Annotated in this window: 16 protein-coding genes; 9 read left to right on the top strand and 7 right to left on the bottom strand. The window is 71.8% G+C overall.

What is annotated here, in order from left to right; translation table 11 throughout:
- Positions 1 to 62: 62 nt before the first annotated feature.
- The 4 genes from CVO96_RS20765 to CVO96_RS12165 form a co-directional block, all read right to left on the bottom strand.
- The gene (locus CVO96_RS20765) at positions 63 to 2072 is read right to left on the bottom strand and encodes a hypothetical protein (protein WP_133161793.1); all 2010 of its coding nucleotides are present in this window, start codon (positions 2070 to 2072) and stop codon (positions 63 to 65) included.
- Positions 2073 to 2107: 35 nt separating this feature from the next.
- The gene (locus tag CVO96_RS12175) at positions 2108 to 2827 is read right to left on the bottom strand and encodes a DUF6683 family protein (RefSeq protein ID WP_103312463.1); all 720 of its coding nucleotides are present in this window, start codon (positions 2825 to 2827) and stop codon (positions 2108 to 2110) included.
- 83 nt (positions 2828 to 2910) lie between these two features.
- Positions 2911 to 3405 carry a DUF3105 domain-containing protein gene (locus CVO96_RS12170; RefSeq protein WP_103312462.1) on the bottom strand — a complete coding sequence of 165 codons (495 nt, stop codon included), beginning with the start codon at positions 3403 to 3405 and terminating at the stop codon, positions 2911 to 2913.
- Positions 3406 to 3442: 37 nt separating this feature from the next.
- Entirely contained in the window at positions 3443 to 4906 is a 1464-nt protein-coding gene (locus tag CVO96_RS12165; protein WP_103312461.1) for an MBL fold metallo-hydrolase RNA specificity domain-containing protein, read from the bottom strand.
- A gap of 152 nt (positions 4907 to 5058) precedes the next feature.
- Here CVO96_RS12165 and CVO96_RS12160 point away from each other — a divergent pair, with 152 nt between their 5' ends.
- The 6 genes from CVO96_RS12160 to CVO96_RS12135 all read left to right on the top strand — a co-directional run bounded on the left by CVO96_RS12160 (position 5059) and on the right by CVO96_RS12135 (position 12652).
- Positions 5059 to 8118, top strand: coding sequence for a tetratricopeptide repeat protein (locus tag CVO96_RS12160; RefSeq protein WP_103312460.1), 3060 nt, complete (start codon positions 5059 to 5061; stop codon positions 8116 to 8118).
- Positions 8119 to 8353: 235 nt separating this feature from the next.
- A complete protein-coding gene (locus CVO96_RS12155; protein WP_103312459.1) occupies positions 8354 to 8560 on the top strand; it encodes a double zinc ribbon domain-containing protein in 207 nt (68 codons plus the stop codon).
- A 69-nt stretch (positions 8561 to 8629) separates the two neighbouring features.
- Entirely contained in the window at positions 8630 to 9352 is a 723-nt protein-coding gene (locus CVO96_RS12150) for a hypothetical protein (protein ID WP_103312458.1), read from the top strand.
- A gap of 79 nt (positions 9353 to 9431) precedes the next feature.
- Positions 9432 to 11066, top strand: a complete 1635-nt coding sequence (locus CVO96_RS12145; protein ID WP_103312457.1) for a C1 family peptidase — start codon at positions 9432 to 9434, stop codon at positions 11064 to 11066.
- 158 nt (positions 11067 to 11224) lie between these two features.
- Positions 11225 to 11683, top strand: coding sequence for a universal stress protein (locus tag CVO96_RS12140; RefSeq protein ID WP_103312456.1), 459 nt, complete (start codon positions 11225 to 11227; stop codon positions 11681 to 11683).
- Positions 11684 to 11734: 51 nt separating this feature from the next.
- Positions 11735 to 12652, top strand: a complete 918-nt coding sequence (locus tag CVO96_RS12135; RefSeq protein ID WP_103312455.1) for a lactate/malate family dehydrogenase — start codon at positions 11735 to 11737, stop codon at positions 12650 to 12652.
- Here CVO96_RS12135 and CVO96_RS12130 read toward each other — a convergent pair.
- The 3 genes from CVO96_RS12130 to CVO96_RS12120 are packed head-to-tail and all read right to left on the bottom strand — an operon-like array spanning position 12618 to position 15375.
- The gene (locus CVO96_RS12130) at positions 12618 to 13841 is read right to left on the bottom strand and encodes an LptA/OstA family protein (protein ID WP_112778685.1); all 1224 of its coding nucleotides are present in this window, start codon (positions 13839 to 13841) and stop codon (positions 12618 to 12620) included. The genes CVO96_RS12135 and CVO96_RS12130 overlap by 35 nt on opposite strands.
- Positions 13842 to 13849: 8 nt before the next feature.
- The gene (locus tag CVO96_RS12125; RefSeq protein WP_103312454.1) at positions 13850 to 14737 is read right to left on the bottom strand and encodes an LptA/OstA family protein; all 888 of its coding nucleotides are present in this window, start codon (positions 14735 to 14737) and stop codon (positions 13850 to 13852) included.
- 2 nt (positions 14738 to 14739) lie between these two features.
- The gene (locus CVO96_RS12120; RefSeq protein ID WP_207795309.1) at positions 14740 to 15375 is read right to left on the bottom strand and encodes a hypothetical protein; all 636 of its coding nucleotides are present in this window, start codon (positions 15373 to 15375) and stop codon (positions 14740 to 14742) included.
- Between the two features lie 102 nt (positions 15376 to 15477).
- Here CVO96_RS12120 and CVO96_RS12115 point away from each other — a divergent pair, with 102 nt between their 5' ends.
- The 3 genes from CVO96_RS12115 to CVO96_RS12105 are packed head-to-tail and all read left to right on the top strand — an operon-like array spanning position 15478 to position 17238.
- Positions 15478 to 16254 carry a TatD family hydrolase gene (locus CVO96_RS12115; protein ID WP_103313459.1) on the top strand — a complete coding sequence of 259 codons (777 nt, stop codon included), beginning with the start codon at positions 15478 to 15480 and terminating at the stop codon, positions 16252 to 16254.
- Positions 16255 to 16285: 31 nt separating this feature from the next.
- Positions 16286 to 16600, top strand: a complete 315-nt coding sequence (locus tag CVO96_RS12110) for a PadR family transcriptional regulator (protein ID WP_103312453.1) — start codon at positions 16286 to 16288, stop codon at positions 16598 to 16600.
- Positions 16597 to 17238 carry a hypothetical protein gene (locus tag CVO96_RS12105; RefSeq protein WP_103312452.1) on the top strand — a complete coding sequence of 214 codons (642 nt, stop codon included), beginning with the start codon at positions 16597 to 16599 and terminating at the stop codon, positions 17236 to 17238. Before CVO96_RS12110 ends, CVO96_RS12105 begins: the two co-directional genes overlap by 4 nt.
- The last annotated feature ends 45 nt before the right edge of the window (positions 17239 to 17283 follow it).

Below are 17283 nucleotides of genomic sequence, written 5' to 3'. Positions count from 1 at the left end.
TCCGTCCTCCCTTGGGTTGGAGAAAAGCCCTCTTTGCACGGCCCGCCCTGCTGGCGAGCCCCCTATTTCTTGTCCACCACCGTGTAGGACGAGCCGCCCAGGCGGAGCAGGCCGAGATCAGGCTTCCCGTTCCTGTCCGGCAGGGCGAAGGCGAACTTGCGCTCCACGTGGCCGTCGGCGAAGGTGAGTTCCAGCGCGTGGTTCACGAAGCGGTAGGTGCCGCGGCTGCCGCCCCGTGTGCTGGAGGTGACCCCGCCGATCACGTCGCCCATCGTGGTGCCGTCGGTGGTCAGGGTGGACGACACGCCGCCGCTCCGGTCGGAGACGAAAGTGCCCTGCGGCGTGAAGGTGTACTCGTTCCGGAACAGGGCGACGGTGGTGCTCGTGGCGCTGCCGAAGCCGCTGCGCGACTGGTAGGCGGCCCCCAGTTTCAGGCCGTCCAGCGGCATGATGCGCTGGTAGGTCTGCCCGCCGATCTTGAGGTCGCGTCCGACTTTCACGAGGGGGTCGGGCTTGTCCTGACCGAGGCGGATGGTTCCGCCCTGCACGCGGTAGACCTCGCAGACCGGCAGGCCGTTGGGCCGGGTGCGGCGGCAATCGGCCTCGGCCAGACCCTCGTCCGGCTCGTCCGTGTACACGTAGCCGCCCCTGTCGAACACGTACATGCTCCAGCACAGGCCGCCGCAGAGGTTCATCACATCCACCCGCCAGGTGGCGTAGGCGCCCTCCAGGCCGCCGCTGCCCTTCGGGGGGGTGGGCGCCCTCGCCGCGCCGTACCGGGGCATGGGCGTGGGCTTCACGACCCGGCTGCACTTCATCTTGGGCCGGAAGACGCTCAGTTCGCGCACGCCGGTCTCGTCCTCCTGATAGGACGCGATGGCCTCGTCCAGCGTGCCGCCGCTGAATTCGAGGTCGCTCCAGTCCTCGTCCTGGTCGCTGCGGAAGTCGACCGTGTACTGGCCCGCCTTGCCGTTCAGGCGGTAGGCCCTGCCGGGCAGCACCTCCAGCGTGCCGCCACTTTTCCCGCTGCCGTCCTGCAGGGTGCAGGGATAGGCGCCGGGCGCGGGCGTCCTGAGCCTGAACTGGAGCAGTTGCCGTTCCTCGCGTGGCCCCCGCTGATAGCACTCGAAGCTGATGTCGTCCTCCAGCACGTCCTCGCCCACATTGTTCAGGCTGAGGGTCTGGCCCCAGTCGTCCAGACGCAGGTAGCCGTAGGCGCCGGAGAGCGGGCCGCTCTGCCAGTCGGTCTTGACGAGGCTGCCGTCCCTCACCACGCGGAAGGTGCCGGCCCCGTAGGGGGTGCGGTACTTCCCGCCCGGCAGGATCTGCAGCGCCAGTTCCGGGCTCAGGCTGTCGCCCACGCGTTCGCGGTAGCAGCGGAACTCGTCGGGGATGGCCTGCGTTTCGGGATTGCCGCCCGCCGCCAGGAAGGCCGCCGCGTTCTGGGGCCTGAGCGCCGGCAGCGCCGACTTCGGGCCGAGCAGCGTGCCGGCCGCGCCGCCGCCCGCGGACGCGCTTCCAGTCGGGCCCGTGCCAGTCGAGCCGGGGCCAATCGAGCCGGGGCCAGCCGGGCCCGCTCCAGTCGCTGCGGGCGGGTTCACCAGCGCGATCAGCGCCGGCTGGTGCGCCTTGAAGGCCGCCTGACTGGGCGCCGCGAGCACGTACAGCGTGGCCTGTCCCGCCGTGACCAGCGCCGTGTACGAGCGGTACTGCACCCCCTGGGGCAGCCGCACGTTCACCAGTTGCAGCAGCAGGGTGGTGCCCGGCCGCAGCTCACGCGCCTGGACATCGCTGCGCTCCGCCACCGGGCCGTCGCTGCTGAGCCCCTCCACGGCCGCTTCGAACCAGCCTTCGGCGTCTCCCTTCACCACCTGATCCGGGATCAGCAGCAGGGCGCCCTGCGACGCCCCGCCCGCCGGGGTCAGGGTCGCCAGGCCGCCCTGAACGCGCACCGTCCAGCCGGGCGGCGGGGCGAAGGTCACGCTGCCGACCCGCTCCGCCCAGGCAGGCTGGAGCAGCAGGGAGAGCAGCAACACGGAAAACAGGTGTCTGATACGGGATCGTCCGGTCATCTCAGCCCCACCTCCCAGCGCCTCCTTTGCAGCGCCTACTTTCTGGGCACGAAGCCCTGCGGGGTCAACGTGACCTGGTTCAGATCCAGGCCCAACGTGCGCGAACTCCGGGCGATGCCCTGGCCGAACTCCTTCAGGCTGGCGGGGTCGTCCTTCCAGCCCTCGCTCAGCACGCTGTAGAGCGTGAGCTGCAGCATCAGGGTGTCGGAGATTTCCTGGCGGCGGGCCTCGCTGTAGGCCCTGACCTCGGGCAGCTTCAGCATCAGGGCGCCCATCTGGGCCCGCAGTCCGGCCACCTGGGCGCGGGTCGGGTCGTCGCTGCGGCCCTGGGAGAGCAGCCAGGAATAAGCCCAGTAGAGGGCCCAGGTATCGGCCAGATTGCTGGTGCTCAGGCCGAACAGGGCGCGGGCCTGCCCCTCCAGCCCGGCGAAGAAATCGGTGCTGGCGAAGACCTTCTGGAATTCAGCGCCCACCTCCGGGCTCTGCTCGTCCACCGTGTTCAGGAACGCGGCGATGGCCCGCTGGCGCACCTCGGCCGACGGCCTGAACTTCAATGCGTCCAGGTTGACCGGCGTGGGACTGGCTGGCGTGGGGCTGACCGGAGTGGCCGGCGTCCCCCCCACCTGACCGAACAGTTTGAAGACCGAGCCCGAGAGCTGCGCGGGGCTGCCCCCCTGCGCCGACGCAGGCACACCGGGAAGCAGGAGCAGGCCGAGGGCCAGGAGCCGCGTGAGGGTCAGAAGCCGTCTGGGCATGGAACCTCCAGTGGGTCAAACGCAGGAGAGCGCGCGGATGCGGTCTGGAATACTCTGCCCGGCTTCCGTCAGCGGCCTGCCAGCTAGCGCGTGCCGCCGTAGCCGCCCAAGCAGGCGGCGCCGCGTTCGGGGGCGGTGGCGCCCTGTTCGTACTTGTCGAGGAAGGCCTTCAGGCGGGAGTCGTCGGCCTTCTCGACCTTGATCTGCGCGCCCCAGGCGCTGGCGGCGATGGGGGTCGGCAGGCCCTCGTAGGGGCTGAGCAGGGTGTAGGAGCGGCCCTCGACCAGCTTTTTCAGGGTCTCCACCTGCGCGGCCTCCAGATCGGGGCGGTAGGTGATCCAGACCGCGCCGTGCTCCAGGCTGTGGACGGCGTATTCGTTGTACAGCGGCTGGCTGTAGACCCCGCAGTTCTGCCAGCTCGGGTTGTGCGGCCCGCCGGCCGGCGGGTTCTCGCTGTAGACCAGCGAGCCGCTGCGGTGGTCGCCCGGGGCGTAGGTGAAGGTCTGTAAGCCCTCGATGCCTTTGGAACCGCAGGCGCTCAGGGTCAGGAGCAGGAGGGGCAGGGCGGCACGCTTCATGAGTGCTCAGGGTAGCCCATCCAGATGAAAGCTGCGCCTACTCGCCGCCGGTCGCCCGGGCGGCGTCGGTGGAACCCTCCAGCACCAGCCCCGGCGGGCGGCCGCCCGCGAAGCCGGGGCCGCGCAGATCGACGCTCTGCCGGTTCGGCACGAGGTCGCCCTTCAGGCCTCGCTGCTCCAGCACCGGCAAGAAGGCGTCCATGACCTCGCTTTCGCCGTGCACCAGCCAGACGTGCGGGCGGCCGGTGGTGCTCAGGAAGGCCAGCAGGTCGTCCTGATCGGCATGCGCGGAGAAGCCGCCGATGGTGTGCACATGCGCCTGCACCGCGATGTCCTCGCCCATGATCCGCACGTGATCCGCGCCCTGCACGATGCGCCCGCCCAGAGAGCTGGGCGACTGGTACGACACGATGATCAGGCTGGTGCTGGGCTTCCAGAGGTGGTGCTTGAGGTGGTGCTGGATGCGCCCGCCGGTCATCATGCCGTTGCCCGCCATGATGATCGCGGGGCCGTCGTAGCGGTTCAGGCGCTGCGACTCGGCGCTGGTGGGCACCACATGCAGCGTGGAGGGCCGGAAGGGATCCTCGCCGGCGCGCAGGGCGTCCCGCACGGGCGGGATCAGCTCGTCGCCGAACTCGAAATACTCGTTGGTGGCGCGGGTCGCCATCGGAGAATCCAGGAACACCGGGATGCGCGGCACCTCGCCGGCGTCCATCAGACTCTTCAGGGTGTACAGCAGCGTCTGGGCGCGCTCGATGGCGAAACTGGGAATCAGGATCTTGCCGTTGGCGCGCACCGCGTCCCGCAGGGCGTCGCGGAACTCGGTCAGGGTCTCGGGCCAGGGGCGGTGGCTGCGGTTGGCGTAGGTCGTCTCGATGACCACCACGTCGGCCTCGGGGGGCGGGGTGAAATCGAGCTGCAGGCCGCTCTCGCGGTTGCCCAGGTCGCCGCTCATGATCAGCCGGCCGTCCGGGGTGTCCAGCCGCAGGTAGGCGCTGCCCAGGATGTGCCCGGCGCGCTCGGGCGTGACCTTCAGGCCCGCGATGGTGGTCGTCTGCCCGAACTCCAGATCGGCGCGCAGCAGGGCCAGCGTGCGGTGAACGTCCTCTTCCTCGTAGAGCGGGGGCAGCACCTCCGCCTCGCGGCCCTGGCGGCGGGCGTGGCGCAAGTCCTGACGGTAGCCGTCCTCCTGTAATCGGGCCGAGTCGAGCAGCACGGTCTCGGCCAGCGCGGCGGTGGGCGCCGTGCAGTGGATGGGGCCCTGGAAGCCTCCCCGAACCAGCAGTGGCAGCCGGCCCACGTGGTCGAGGTGGGCGTGGGTCAGGATCACGGCCTCCAGGCCCCGGACGTCGAAATCGAAGGTCTCGCGGTTGCGGGCCTCCATCTCGTCGCCGCCCTGGAAGAGGCCGCAGTCGATCAGCAGCTGCTGGCCGCTGCCGAAGCTCAGCAGGTGCATGCTGCCGGTGACCGTACAGGCCGCGCCAAAACTCTTGAGGTGCATGGGCCGAGTGTACCGCCGCCCGCCCCGGCCCGGGTTCGCCGCCCGGGCCGCCCTCTCCGGCCTGGAATGTTCTGGGCTGAGGTCATCTGGGCTGGGATCATCTGAACCGGGGTCAAGCCCCGCTCGGGGTGCGCGGGCGGATAATCAGCCCTATGCAGCCCCACGCGCAGACTCCGGAAGAGGCGGTGCTGCGGGCCCTGCGGCAGCGTCGGCAGGGCGCCGTGCTGGTCTACACGGGGCCGGCGGGGGTGGGCAAGACCCACGCCGCCCGCGAACTGCTGCGCCGCGCCGCGGTGCGGAGCTACAGCCTGAGCGCCACGCTGCCGCTGGCCGAGTGGCCGGCCCGGCTGCCGGCGCCGCGGGGGCTGCCGGCCTGGGCCGACCACGCGCTGCGCCAGCCCGGCGGCGACGGGGGCCTGAGCGCCCTGGCCGCCCTAATCGCGGCGCTGGCGCCCACCGGGCTTCAGATCGACGACCTGCACGACGCCCCAGGGGCGCAGGTCACGGCCCTGAGCACGCTGGCCGGCCTGCTGAGCAACGCGCGCGGGGTGGCTCTGCTGTTCACGAGCCGGCAAAGCGCGCCGGCGGGCCTGCCCAGCTGCGAGGTGCAGCCGCTGGACGAGGCGGGCACGGCGCAGCTGACGGCTCAGGAGCTGGGGGCCGGGGTTCCGGCCGAGGTCAGCACCTGGATCTATACCCACGCGCGGGGCAATCCGCTCTTCACGCTGGAGTACCTGCGCTATCTGGCGCGCAGCGGGCACCTGTACAGCGACGGCCAGCGCTGGCACTGGCGCCCCCCGGGGGACGCCCGCGTGCCCGGCCGCGTCGAGGCGCTGATCGACCTGACCCTGGGCCGCGCCGGCGAGCACCGCCCCCTGCTGGACGCCCGCGCCTGCGTCCCGGACGCGGAGCCGGAGGTCTGGGCCCAGGTCGCCGGGGTATCGGCGGACGGGCTGACGCGGGGGGCGGCGGCCCTGCAGGATCAGGGGCTGCTGACCCCGCCCGGAGCCAGCTTCAGCCACCCGCTCTACCCCGAGGTGCTGCGCGCCCGCCAGACGCCCGAGCAGCGCCGGAGTCTGGCCCGGCGCGCCCTGCAGGCGTACCGGGCCGACCCCCTGCGGGCGGTGGACTTTCTGGACGAGGCGGGCCTGACCCCGGCCGAGGCAGGCGCCCTGCTGGAACAGGCCGCCGCCCAGGCCGAGCGCGGCGGCCAGGGGCAGCGGGCGGGGCTGCTGCTGGCCCGCGCCAGCGATCTGGACACGGGCGGGCGTCAGCCGGGGCTGGCCCTGCGCGCCGCCGGGCTGCTGCACACCACCGATCTGCCGCGCGCCCTGGAACTGGCCCGGCGCGCCCTGGACGACCCGGCGCTGGTCGGGGAGGCGCTGCCGCTGGCCGCCGCCCTGAGTGCCCGCACCGGCGGCCGGGACGTGCTGGAAGCGGTGCTGGCGAAGCTGCCCGCCGGGCCCCCTGGAGAGGCTCCGGGGCTCCCGAACGTCCGCCTGCTGAACGTCCGCATCGTGGCCCTGCAGGGGGTCGGAGATCACGCGGGGGTGGTCGAATTGTGGGCTGCGGCCGACGAGACGCAGCGCGCCCAGGCCGACGTGCAGACCGAGCGGGCGGTGGCGATCTCGCTGCTGGCGGTGGGCCGGCAGGAGGACGCGGCCCTGCGGCTCGCGGCCCTGCTGGAGCGGGCCTTATCCGGCGCCGAGCGCCTGCAGCTGCGGGGCGTGCAGGTCATGCTGCTCTACCACCAGGGCGAGTACCGCGCGGCGGCCGACCTGGCGGGCGAGACCGCCGGGTTGCTGGAGGCCGCCGGCAACCTGGTCGGTGCCGGCGCGCTCTATCACAACCGCGCGGCCTTCCTGCGGATGCTGGGCGAGTTCGGGGACGCCATGTTCAGCGTGAGGCGGGCGCTGGAGCTCCGCCGCCGCCTGGGCGATCCACGCGGCTACGCCAGCAGCCTGGGCATGCTGGGCGAGCTGGAGCTGGAACGCGGTGAGCTGGACGCCGCCGAGGACGCGCTGAGCGAGGCGCTGGGCGTGCTGACCTATCTCGACGGCGCCCACTTCCTGCTGAACACGCTGTGCATGCTGACCTACCTGTACACCCTGAGCGACGCGCCGCTCTCGGCCTCGCTGGCGCTGCACCACGCCGGTCGGGCGCTGACGGCGGCCCACGCGCTGGGCAACCCCCGCCTGCTGGTCGAGACCCTGGCCGACGCGAGTCGGGCGCACACCCGCGCCGGCGACCCCCGGACCGGCCTGGAGCTGGCCGAGGACGCCGCCGCGCGGGCCGCCGCGCTGAGCAGCGACCACCGCACCCAGGCCCGCAACGCCGTGGCACGCGGGCTGGCGCTGGAGGGCCTGGGGCGGGCCGCCGAGGCGCTGGAGGCCCTGCGGGACGCCGAACACCTCGCCCGCGCCCATCAGGGAGAGTACGAGGCCGACCGCATCGCCCTGGACATCGCGCGGCTGTGCGGGGATCAGGCGGCGCTGGAACGGCTGGCGGCCACCTTCGAGGCGCGGAGCCAGGGACTGGGCGCCCTGCTGGCGCGGCGGGCGCTGGGCGGCCCCCTCCCGGTGGCCGGCCGCGCCCCGGAGCTGAGGGTGCTGGGCCCGCTGGAACTGGGCAGCGGGCCCGTGCGCGGCGAGCGGCGCCGCGCCCTGCTGCTGCGCCTGCTCGAAGCGCGGCTCTCGGGCCGGGCCGAGGTCACGCGGCTCGATCTGGCCGACGAACTGTACCCGGATCGCCCGGAGGCGCAGGCGCTGGGCGCGCTCAAGCAGGCGGTGGCGGCCCTGCGCGCGGCCGCCGGGCGAGGGGTGATCCAGACCACTCCCGGCGGCTACGCGCTGGGCCCGGTCTCCAGCGACGCCGAAGCCTTCCTGGCCCGCCCGGAGCTGGGTCTGTGGCGCGGGCCGCTGCCCCCGGACACGGGCGAGGCGCTGCGGGAAGCGCTCTCCCGCGCCCTGCTGACCTGCGCGCAGCAGGCGCTGGACAGCGACCCCGCCGCCTGTGCCCGGGCTGGCCGCCTGCTGCTGGAGGCCGACCCGCTGGACTCCGCCGCCCTGCGGCTGACCCTGCAGGCGCTGCGCCAGGAGCACAACCACCGCAGCCTGGCCCGCGTGTACGCCTCTGCCCGCGAGGCCCACGCCGGGGTGGGCGTGGCCCTGCCGGAGCGCTGGCAGGATTACCTCGCCCGGACAGAGGGCTGAGGCGGGGGGCTGAGGCGGGGCAGCGTCACGTCCCGGCCGAGACCGCTCCCGTTTCCGTGTGATCAGGGCGGAAGTGTGGCGTCGTCCGAACGCCCCACGCCTTGCAGCAGCCCTGCTCCCCCCTCACCGGCATAGTCCCCGGATCAGCACAGTCCCCGGACCGGCACAATCACCCCTTCGCCTGACCGGCCCCTCACCCACCCTCCGGCACCCTGAAGCCAGGAGGTGAGGGGGGATGGCCCAGGCGGAGCGGGGAAGCGCCACCTACCGGCTGTGTCCACGCTGCGGGCGCACCCTGCCCAGCCACAGCCAGGAACACTACTGCTCGAACGACGGCGCCCGGCTGCTGAGCGGCTGCCCGCAGTGCCACGCGCCCATCACCAGTCCGTACGCGCGGTACTGCACGCGCTGCGGGCACGCCCTGACGCAGGTTCTGGATTGAGGCCGTGGCTGGATGGAGGCCGTCCTCGGGGGGGGAAGCATGAGATCAGGCTGGAGGAAGAGGGGAAGGGTGGCCCTGCTGGGCCTGTCGCTGGGCGTCACGGGGCTCGGGGTCACAGCGCTGGCGGCACAGGCGCTGCGGATCAGCGTGAACGGGAAGGTCGTGCCCGGCGCGGTGGTGACCATCGGCGGGCAGAACTACGTGCCGGTCAGCGCGCTGGCGGCCGCCGGCTTCAGGGTGGGCACCTCGGGCGGGACGCTCAGCATCAGCACGGGCAGCGGCACGGGCGCGGCGCCCGCCAGCCCGGCCACTACGCCGGGTGGCTCGACCCCGCTCACGGCGCTGGAGGGCTGCCTGGGCCAGACGCTGTTCAACGGAGTGTGGCGCGTGAAGTTCAGCAACCTGCGGCTGGTGCCCGACGGCAGCGTGGCGCGCTGGAGCATCGACCTGGAAGTCCGCAACGGCACGGCCAGGATGATGACCGGCGCCGACGGCATGTTGATGGCCGACAGCGGGCACCTCGCCTTCATCACGGCCGACGGCACGCCCATGAACTGGGGGATCACGGACGAGCTGAACGGCCAGAAATTCACCTTCACGCAGCTGCCGCCCTCGGGGATCTGGCGCGGCACGCTCACGACCGCCGACGGCAACGCGGCCCGGGCCGAGCGCCGGCCCACCAAGCTGCTCTGGCGCCTCGACCCCGGCGAGGGTGGAGACTTCGCCAGAAAGCTGCCCTGGGGTGTGAAAGACCCCAGCTTCCGCATCGACCTGACCTGCACGAAGCCTTGAGTGCCGGCCCGAGTGCTGGCTTGAACCCGCGCCGCGTCCCGCTCTGTCCGCACACTCACGTTCACCCGGGGGGGGAACCATGTTCAAACGTCACGCTCTGCTGATCGCCCTGTCCGCCAGCCTGATGGCCTGTGGGCCGTCCGACTCCACGCCGGCGCCGCCCGACACGGCGCTGGAGACCTTCTTCGGGACGCAGCCCGCCTTCACCGGCGCCCTGCCGCCCGGCACACAGACGGTCGCGCCGGCCGAGTTCATGGCCCTGGTGAAGGCCGGCGCGAAGGTGATCACGCCCGCCGACCTGGCCCGCGACGAGGCCGCCCAGAAGGCCCAGGACGAGCAGGACGAGCGCGCGGCGCGCGAGTACATCGGGCAGTACCCGGAGTTCAGCGCGCTGCTGCGGCCCCCGCCGGGGGATGCCCTCAACGCCGACGGCGACGTCCGGGTCAGCGTGGAGACGGCGGCGGGCGCTAAACAGGTCACGCTGCTGGGGAACGCCTTCGGGCGGGCGAGTCTGGCGACCCACGCCCGCACCTTCCCCAGCCGCGAGAACCAGCTGCGGCTGTATCAGGAGCTGTATCCCGATCTGGACGCCGCGCTGCATGAACTGGGCACCTCGCCCAGCCAGTTCGGGCTCCCGGCGCCGGACGCCGTGAAAGACCTGAACCGTTCGGCGCTGCTGGAATACAACCAGCGGCTGGGCGACCTGGCGCGCGAGTACGTGTCCAGCATCGCGGATCTGCGGTTCCGCCTCGATCCCGCGCAGGCCGAGACGGGCGCCCGGGATCAGCTCGACCGGACGCAAAGGGGCGCTTGTGAGACGGCAGCGGCCGGCGGCCTCTACGCGAACTTCGACTGGCCGCTCAAGGCGCTGACCACCTCAGTCAAGGATCAGGGCCGGCGCGGCACCTGCTGGGCTTTTGCCACGCTGGCCGCGCTGGAGGCCGAGATCGCCCGGCGCGACGGCCGGCTGGTCAACCTCTCCGAGCAGGACTACGTGGGCCACCGCTTCGTGGACTGGGCGCCGCGCGCCTTCGGGGACGGCGGCGACCCGATCTTCATCGCGCAGAAAGCCAGCGCGGCCGGCTACACCTTCCCGTACGAACGCGGCTGGCAGTACAACAAGAGCAACAGCCGCATGGCGTTCAACGCCACCCAGACCTACACCAACTCCTGCGACGGCTATCAGGACGCCAGCGTGAATTACGGGGTCTGCTCGGACACCAATTTCCAGGGCTACTTCCAGAGCGTGCGCTTCCTGGGCACGACCTTCGTGCTCCGCAGCCTGCCGAACACCGGCAGTTCCAGCGGCTACCGGATGCAGAGCCCCAGCGATTTCTGGGAGCAGGACAACAAAGACCGCTCGATGTCGATCCTGGTGCTGCGCTCGGTGCTGGGCCACCCCACCACCGTGACCCTGGACATGCGCTACGTGGCGCCCGACGCCAGCGGCTACGCCCCCAACCGGTCGATGCGGACCCTGCCCGACCGCACCCCCGACTTCCAGCTCAACCACGTCATGACCGTGACCGGCTTCATCTCCAGCCAGAACCTGCGCCGCACGGTGCCGGGCGCCCCCATCGCCGACGACTACGGCTACTTCATCGTCAAGAACTCCTGGGGCGACTGCTGGGGCGATCAGGGCTACGTGTACCTGCCCTGGACGTGGATGAAGACCTTCGTGGGCCAGGCCAGCACCGGCATCCTGCCCGAGTAGGCCAGCGGGGAGGCCAGCAGAGAGGAGACCAGGGGGCCGAGGGAGGGGGACGCGCGGGCCGGCGCGTCCCCCTCCCCTCCTTGTCTGCTTCACCGCCTCTCCTTCATCAGGGGCGCCCGCCGGTTGCGCCCGGGGGCCGCCCCCGCTAAGGTCGGGCCATGACCCAGACTCCATCGGCGCAGCCCACTGCGGGCTTTCAGAAGATTCTGGTGGGCGTGGACTTCTCGCCGGCCTCCACGCGGGCGCTGGAGGTGGCCCGCACGCGCTTTCCCGGCGCACAGCTCAAGCTGGCGCACGTGACCGACGCCCGCGTGACCGCCACGCCGGATCTGATGGGCGGCGTGACCCCCGCCATGCCCGACCCGAACCTGCTGCGAACCATGGAGCACGCCGACGCCGGCAGACTCGCGGGCCTGATGCAGAGCGGCGAGGAGACCGAACTGCTGGTGGGCGACCCGGTGACCGGCATCCTGGACGCGGCCGCCGACTGGGGCGCCGACCTCATCGTGGTCGGCACCCATGCGCGGGGCGTCATCGAGCATTTCCTGCTGGGCTCGACCGCCGAGAAGCTGGTGGCCCGCAGCCCGCTGCCGGTGCTCACGGTGCGTCACCCATGACCGGGGCCTGTGAAGGCGGAGCCGTAAGGGTGGCGCTGTGAAGGCGGCGCTGTGAAGGTCGGCGTGGTGGGTGCGGGGCTGGTCGGCGCGACCGCCGCCTACGCCATGACCCTGCGCGGCTCGTGCGCCGAGATCGTGCTGAGCGACCTGGATCTGAGGCGCGCCGAGGCCGAGGCCCAGGACATCGCGCACGCCAGCCCGGTCAGCCACGGCACGCGGGTCTCGGCCGGCCCGCTGGAGGAACTGGCCGGCAGCCGCGTGGTGATCGTGGCGGCCGGCGCCAACCAGCAGCCGGGCGAGTCGCGGCTGGATCTGCTGCAGAAGAACGCGGGCATCTTCCGGGAGCTGATCCCGCAGGTCGCCGCCAGCGCCCCGGGGGCAGTGCTGCTGATCGCCACCAACCCGGTGGACGTCCTGACCGGGCTGAGCACCCGCCTGGCGCCCGAGCAGCCGGTGATGGGCTCGGGCACGGTGCTCGACAGCGCCCGCTTCCGGCATCTGGTCGCGCAGCACGCCGGGGTGGACGCCACCCATGTCCACGGCTACGTGCTGGGCGAGCACGGCGACTCGGAGGTCATCGCCTGGAGCACCGCCACGGTCGCCGGCCTGCCGGTCGCGGACTTCATGGCGGCGCGCGGCCTGGACTGGACGCCGGAGATCCGCGCCGCCATCGAGTCGGGCACCCGCGACGCGGCCGCCGCCATCATCGGCGGGAAGCGGGCCACCTACTACGGGATCGGCGCCGCCCTGGCCCGCATCACCGAGCGCGTGCTGGGCGACCGCCGCGCCGTGCTCACCGTCAGCGCGCCCACCCCGCAGTTCGGCGTGAGCCTGAGCCTGCCGCGCGTCGTGGGGGCGGGCGGTGTGCTGGCCACGGTCATGCCCCGCCTCACCCCGGACGAGGAAACAGCGCTGGAGGCCAGCGCCGCGGTACTCAGGGAAGCGGCGGGTCAGCTGGAGGGGGCTTAGGCGCCGGGCCCGGTTCGCCCGGGGTGCCCTCGCCGGGGGCCGGAGTCCCCGGAGCGGGCTGGCCCGGTGCTGGCTGGCCCGGTGCTGGCTGTGCAGGCGTCCCCTGGCCCGGAGTGGACGGGGTGGACGCCGGCTGAGCCGGAGCCTCGCCGTCCTGGAACTCGCCCGTGATGGTGCCGCCCTCGGGCTTGACCGCGTAGACCTCGTTGCGGTCGAGGTCGTAGAGGATCGTGCCGGCGGTGAGCCGGTCGCCGCCCTTCACGCTCTCAGCGGGCTGCTCCGGGGTACCGATCAGCCGCGCGAGGTTGCGGGTGTCGTCGTATTCCACGCGGGCCGCCCGGCTCACGCGCCCCCCCTCGGAGTTGAGCACCACGTTGCCGACCAGCGTGGTCTTCTCGGCGTCCACATCCACCTCGATGCGCTGGCTGGTGCCGCTCAGGGGGTCGGTCTCGTTGGGCCGCCTGAAGGTGATCGGCCCGTCGATGCGGGCGATACCGTCGGTCTCGTCATACAGCAGCTTCTGACCCTGTAACTGGGTCTTCCCCTGAGTGACGAACACCGTGTCCGGCGCAGGCTTGGGGCTGGTCTGCACCCCGCAGCGGAGCAGGCGCTCTTTGGCCCCCTCGGGAGCGGCGTCCAGAAATCGGGCCGTACCGGCGCTGGCTTCCACCCGGCCGTCGCTGCCGTCCTGCCCCTCCTTGGGCTGCTGCTGGGTCACGATCGCCAGCGGCACGCGGATCACGTTCTTGTCGATGGTGATCTGGATGCCGCCCGCGCCGGTCTCGCTGAACACCGCGATGTTCGGAGCGGTGTCGGGTTCGTCGTCCTGCGGGCCGCAGACCGTGAAGATGCCCGTCTCGTCGCTGGTGCCCGTGCGGACGATGCGGATGCGGCGCTCCTTGCCGTCCTTCTCGCCGCGCCGCACGAGTTCCAGGCTGGCGTTCTCGGCTCCTGCCTCGGCGGGTGCGGCGTCGGTGGGGGGCGCGTCCGGGGCGGGCGTGGCGGGTGCCGGGGGAGTGGGGGCTGGGGCGGGCACTGGAGCAGGGGGCGTGGCCGGAGCCGAGGGCGCGGGCGGCGCCGGCGGAGCGGTGTCCTGCGCCTGCGCCCAGAGGGACTGGACGCCCACGCCGCCCCCCACCGCCAGGGTCAGGGTCAGAACCGCGACCTGAGGAAGCCGGGAGCGTGCCATGGGCGAGTTTACTTCTCGCCGCGCAGTTTGAACTGCTCGGTGGGAATCTTGTAGGCCGAGTTCAGCACCCGCACCCGCGCCAGATCGGTGCGCTGCTCCAGGTACCCGCTGGCCGGCGCCCGCACCGTGACCTTGCTCTTGGAATCCACGCTGACCGCGTTGCCGACCACGAAGGCCACGTTCTTCTTGTCGTCGTAGTACACCGAGTCGCCGGTGGTCGTGGAGCTGCCCTGCACCAGCTTCACGCCGCCGCGCACGTACAGCGTCTTTTCCTTGGTGCGGGCGCGGACCTCCTGCCCACTGATGACCAGTTCCTTCTGGTTGCCCTTGGCCGCGCGGGTCAGGCTGGGCGTGCCGGTCAGCTGCGCCAGTTCGCGGTCTTCGTCGAAGATCAGCTTGTCGGCCCGGCCGGTCTGGGTGCCGTTGGTCAGGCGAACCGTGCCGGTGCTGGTGGACACGTTGTTGTCCACGTCCAGGCTCATCTGGGCGGCCTGGATCGCCACCTCGTCGCCGTCTTCCTTCTTCTCGGGCACGAAGGTCGCGCTGGGGTTGCCCTTCATGACGCCCTGGCCGGTGGCCTCGGAGTACGCGAGTTCGGAACCCTTGGCGGTCAGGCGGCCCCGGGTGACCACCACGTTGCCGGTGAAGCTGGCGGTGCGCTTGCCCTCGGCCTCGAGCAGAGCCACGCCACTGGGCGCCGCCAGCACGGCCTGCGCCGACTGAAGCTGCAGGGTGCTGATGGTCGCCTTGACCGGGTTGCCAGTGTAGGTGAGCGGCCCGGTACGGACGTTGCCGCGGGCGCCGCCCTGAATCTTGACGATACGGTTGGCGTTGGGCGAGGTCTGGGCCACGGCGGTGGCGATCAACAATCCAGCGAGGATCAGGGGCTTTTTCATGGTCAACTCTCCTTGGAAGGCGCGGCGGCCTTGGGATTGGGCACCAGGCGGCCACCGCGGCAGATGTTCTTGGGACTCTGGTTGATCTCCGTGACCGATCGGTCGTTGTCCATATCGTCGAGGTCGAACCTGAAGCTCATCCGCAGCTTCTCGGCGTGGCCGCTCAGGAATGGGGACTGGATTTCGGCCACCGGCGCCGTGAAACCGTAGCCCTGCTCGATCTTGACGGGCTCGGCATCCTTACCCGTCAGATCGATATCCGCACACTCCTTGACCAGCGTGATTCGGGCCTGACGGGTGGTCATATTGTCCTCACCATCGATGGTCAGTTCCTGCGTGGCGAGCCGGGCGTCCAGCGTTTCCTCTCCCGTCAACTTCCCGGCCTTGTCCCTGATCCGGATCAGGCGCTGCCCACCGGAGATGCCCTTCAGGAGGGTCTCGTTGGCGACCGGGTCGCTGCTGACCGTGGCCGCCCCGAACTTCCAGACGGCGTCCTGGTCGCTGGAGGGATACAGGCGGAGCTGCACGCCGCTGAGGGTCGCGCCCGTCTGCGCGGCGACCCCGCCCGTGGGCAGGAACGCGAAGAGCAGGGCGAAGCCCAGGATGGCGAGGAGTGCGTAGAGACCGGCTTTCTGCACGCAGGCACTGTAGCGCGGCGTCCTCATGAGAGTGATGGGGCCGGGGTGGGATTCCTGCGTCTGGCGGGGGGCACGTCCCGGATGCGCCGTACCCTGGGGGCCATGATCGACACGCACACCCACCTGGACTATCTGGACGACCCGGCCTCGGCGCGCGGCGAGCTGGGCCTGAGCGCGATGGTGTGTATCGGCGCCAGCCCCGAGCACGCCCGGAACGCCGTGGCTCTGGCCGGACAGTTTCCCGACGTGTACGCCACCGTGGGCCTGCACCCCGGCGACGTGGGCGAGGACAGCCCCGAGGCCCGCGCACAGATCGAGGCGCTGGCGGCGCACCCCCGCGTGGTCGGCATCGGCGAGAGCGGGCTGGACGACTACTGGGACCACACGAAGCGCACTTCGCAGCGCTCGGCTTTCGAGTGGCAGCTGGAACTGGCGCGGCGCACGGGCAAGCCCCTGGTCATCCACACCCGCGACAAACCGGGCCGCGAGTCGGCGCACCAGGGCGTGATCGAGGTGCTGCGGGGCTGGCCGGACGTGCCGGTGATCCTGCACTGCTACTCCGGGCACGGCGGCCTGCTGCGCTTCGGGCTGGAGCGCGGGCCGCACACGTATTTCGGCTTCGCGGGCAACACGACCTACAAGACGGCCCGCGACATCCACGAGGCGGCCCAGACGCTGCCCCTGGAACGCCTGCTGCTGGAGACCGACGCGCCCTTCCTGGCGCCCGTGCCGATGCGCGGCAAGCCCAACCGGCCCGGCTACGTGCGCCACACCCTGGACTTCATCGCCGCGCTGCGCGGCATGGACGCAGCCGAGCTGGAGCACGTGACCGACGCCAACGCCCGGCGGGTCTACGGGCTGCCGGATACCTCGACTTGAGATACATCTGAACCAGAGGTATCCTGCGGCCATGAACGCCCGCGAGCAGCTCCGGCTGATGATCCTGGCCGTGCTGGAGCGGCAGCCCGAACACGGGTACGCCATCGCCCAGGCCATCAAGGCGCGCAGCGAGGGGCTGCTGAGCGCCCGCGAGGGCACCCTCTACCCCGCCCTACACGCCCTGGAGGCCGAGGGGCTGGTCGAGAGCCACGAACACGAGGTCGCGGGCCGCCTGAGGCGCGAGTACCGGCTGACCGAGAAGGGCGTGAAGGCGCTGGGCACGTCGCGCCGCGCATGGCAGCGGCAGGTACAGGCGGTGGGCGCCGTGATCGGGGGGCCGGCGTGAGGTGGCTCGATCCCCTGGCAGACTGGCTGGAACAGGTCACCGGGCCGTTTCCGGAGGAGACAGCCACGCGCCTTCGCCAGGAACTCGGAGCCCACGCCGAGGCCACGGCCGACGCGCTGCGGCAGCAGGGAGAACCCGAACCCATGACCGCCGCCCTCCGCCAGATGGGCCCGGCCAGCGAGCTTCGCCGCTCCCTGGAAACCGTTCACTTCACCCGCTCAGACCTTCAGGCGCTGTGGGCTCTCCGGGGCTTCCAGGTCATGAGTCCAGTCGGCGTCACGCTGAGCGGCCTGGGGCTCGCGCTGCTGCCCTTCCTGCCGTTCTTTCACGGTGGACGCACCTTCCAGTGGGCTGCGTACGCCCTTTACCTGATGGTGGTGCTGGTGCTCAGCGTGGCTGAACTGCGGCTGCCCCGCCGCCTGCATGACCAGAGCCGCCGCGTCCTGCTGACCCTGGCCCGCCTGATGACTGGGGGCTGGGTATTGGTGATGCTGACGTTCGTCTGGCTCCCTGCCGATTCCACGTCCGTGACCGCTGAGGCGGCAGCCAAACTGTGCGGTTGGGCCATCGGCGTGAGCTTCCTGCGTCCCTGGGCGCTGCTCCGACTGCTTCCCAAGGCGCTGGGGAACGCGCGATGAAGGAGTCGGCGTTCCCCCCGACCCTCGACCCCTAGCTCGACGCCG

Origin of the sequence: Deinococcus koreensis, assembly GCF_002901445.1 — a bacterium.
Taxonomy (GTDB): domain Bacteria; phylum Deinococcota; class Deinococci; order Deinococcales; family Deinococcaceae; genus Deinococcus; species Deinococcus koreensis.
The sequence above is the reverse complement of the archived record's forward strand: the minus strand, read 5'-3'. Positions and strand labels throughout refer to the sequence as shown.

What these genes read in the sequence shown, in the direction of transcription:
- CVO96_RS20765 (WP_133161793.1), bottom strand. Translation starts at nt 2,072, where the DNA reads ATGACCGGACGATCCCGTATCAGACACCTGTTTTCCGTGTTGCTGCTC.
- CVO96_RS12175 (WP_103312463.1), bottom strand. Translation starts at nt 2,827, where the DNA reads ATGCCCAGACGGCTTCTGACCCTCACGCGGCTCCTGGCCCTCGGCCTG.
- CVO96_RS12170 (WP_103312462.1), bottom strand. Translation starts at nt 3,405, where the DNA reads ATGAAGCGTGCCGCCCTGCCCCTCCTGCTCCTGACCCTGAGCGCCTGC.
- CVO96_RS12165 (WP_103312461.1), bottom strand. Translation starts at nt 4,906, where the DNA reads ATGCACCTCAAGAGTTTTGGCGCGGCCTGTACGGTCACCGGCAGCATG.
- CVO96_RS12160 (WP_103312460.1), top strand. Translation starts at nt 5,059, where the DNA reads ATGCAGCCCCACGCGCAGACTCCGGAAGAGGCGGTGCTGCGGGCCCTG.
- CVO96_RS12155 (WP_103312459.1), top strand. Translation starts at nt 8,354, where the DNA reads ATGGCCCAGGCGGAGCGGGGAAGCGCCACCTACCGGCTGTGTCCACGC.
- CVO96_RS12145 (WP_103312457.1), top strand. Translation starts at nt 9,432, where the DNA reads ATGTTCAAACGTCACGCTCTGCTGATCGCCCTGTCCGCCAGCCTGATG.
- CVO96_RS12140 (WP_103312456.1), top strand. Translation starts at nt 11,225, where the DNA reads ATGACCCAGACTCCATCGGCGCAGCCCACTGCGGGCTTTCAGAAGATT.
- CVO96_RS12130 (WP_112778685.1), bottom strand. Translation starts at nt 13,841, where the DNA reads ATGGCACGCTCCCGGCTTCCTCAGGTCGCGGTTCTGACCCTGACCCTG.
- CVO96_RS12125 (WP_103312454.1), bottom strand. Translation starts at nt 14,737, where the DNA reads ATGAAAAAGCCCCTGATCCTCGCTGGATTGTTGATCGCCACCGCCGTG.
- CVO96_RS12115 (WP_103313459.1), top strand. Translation starts at nt 15,478, where the DNA reads ATGATCGACACGCACACCCACCTGGACTATCTGGACGACCCGGCCTCG.
- CVO96_RS12110 (WP_103312453.1), top strand. Translation starts at nt 16,286, where the DNA reads ATGAACGCCCGCGAGCAGCTCCGGCTGATGATCCTGGCCGTGCTGGAG.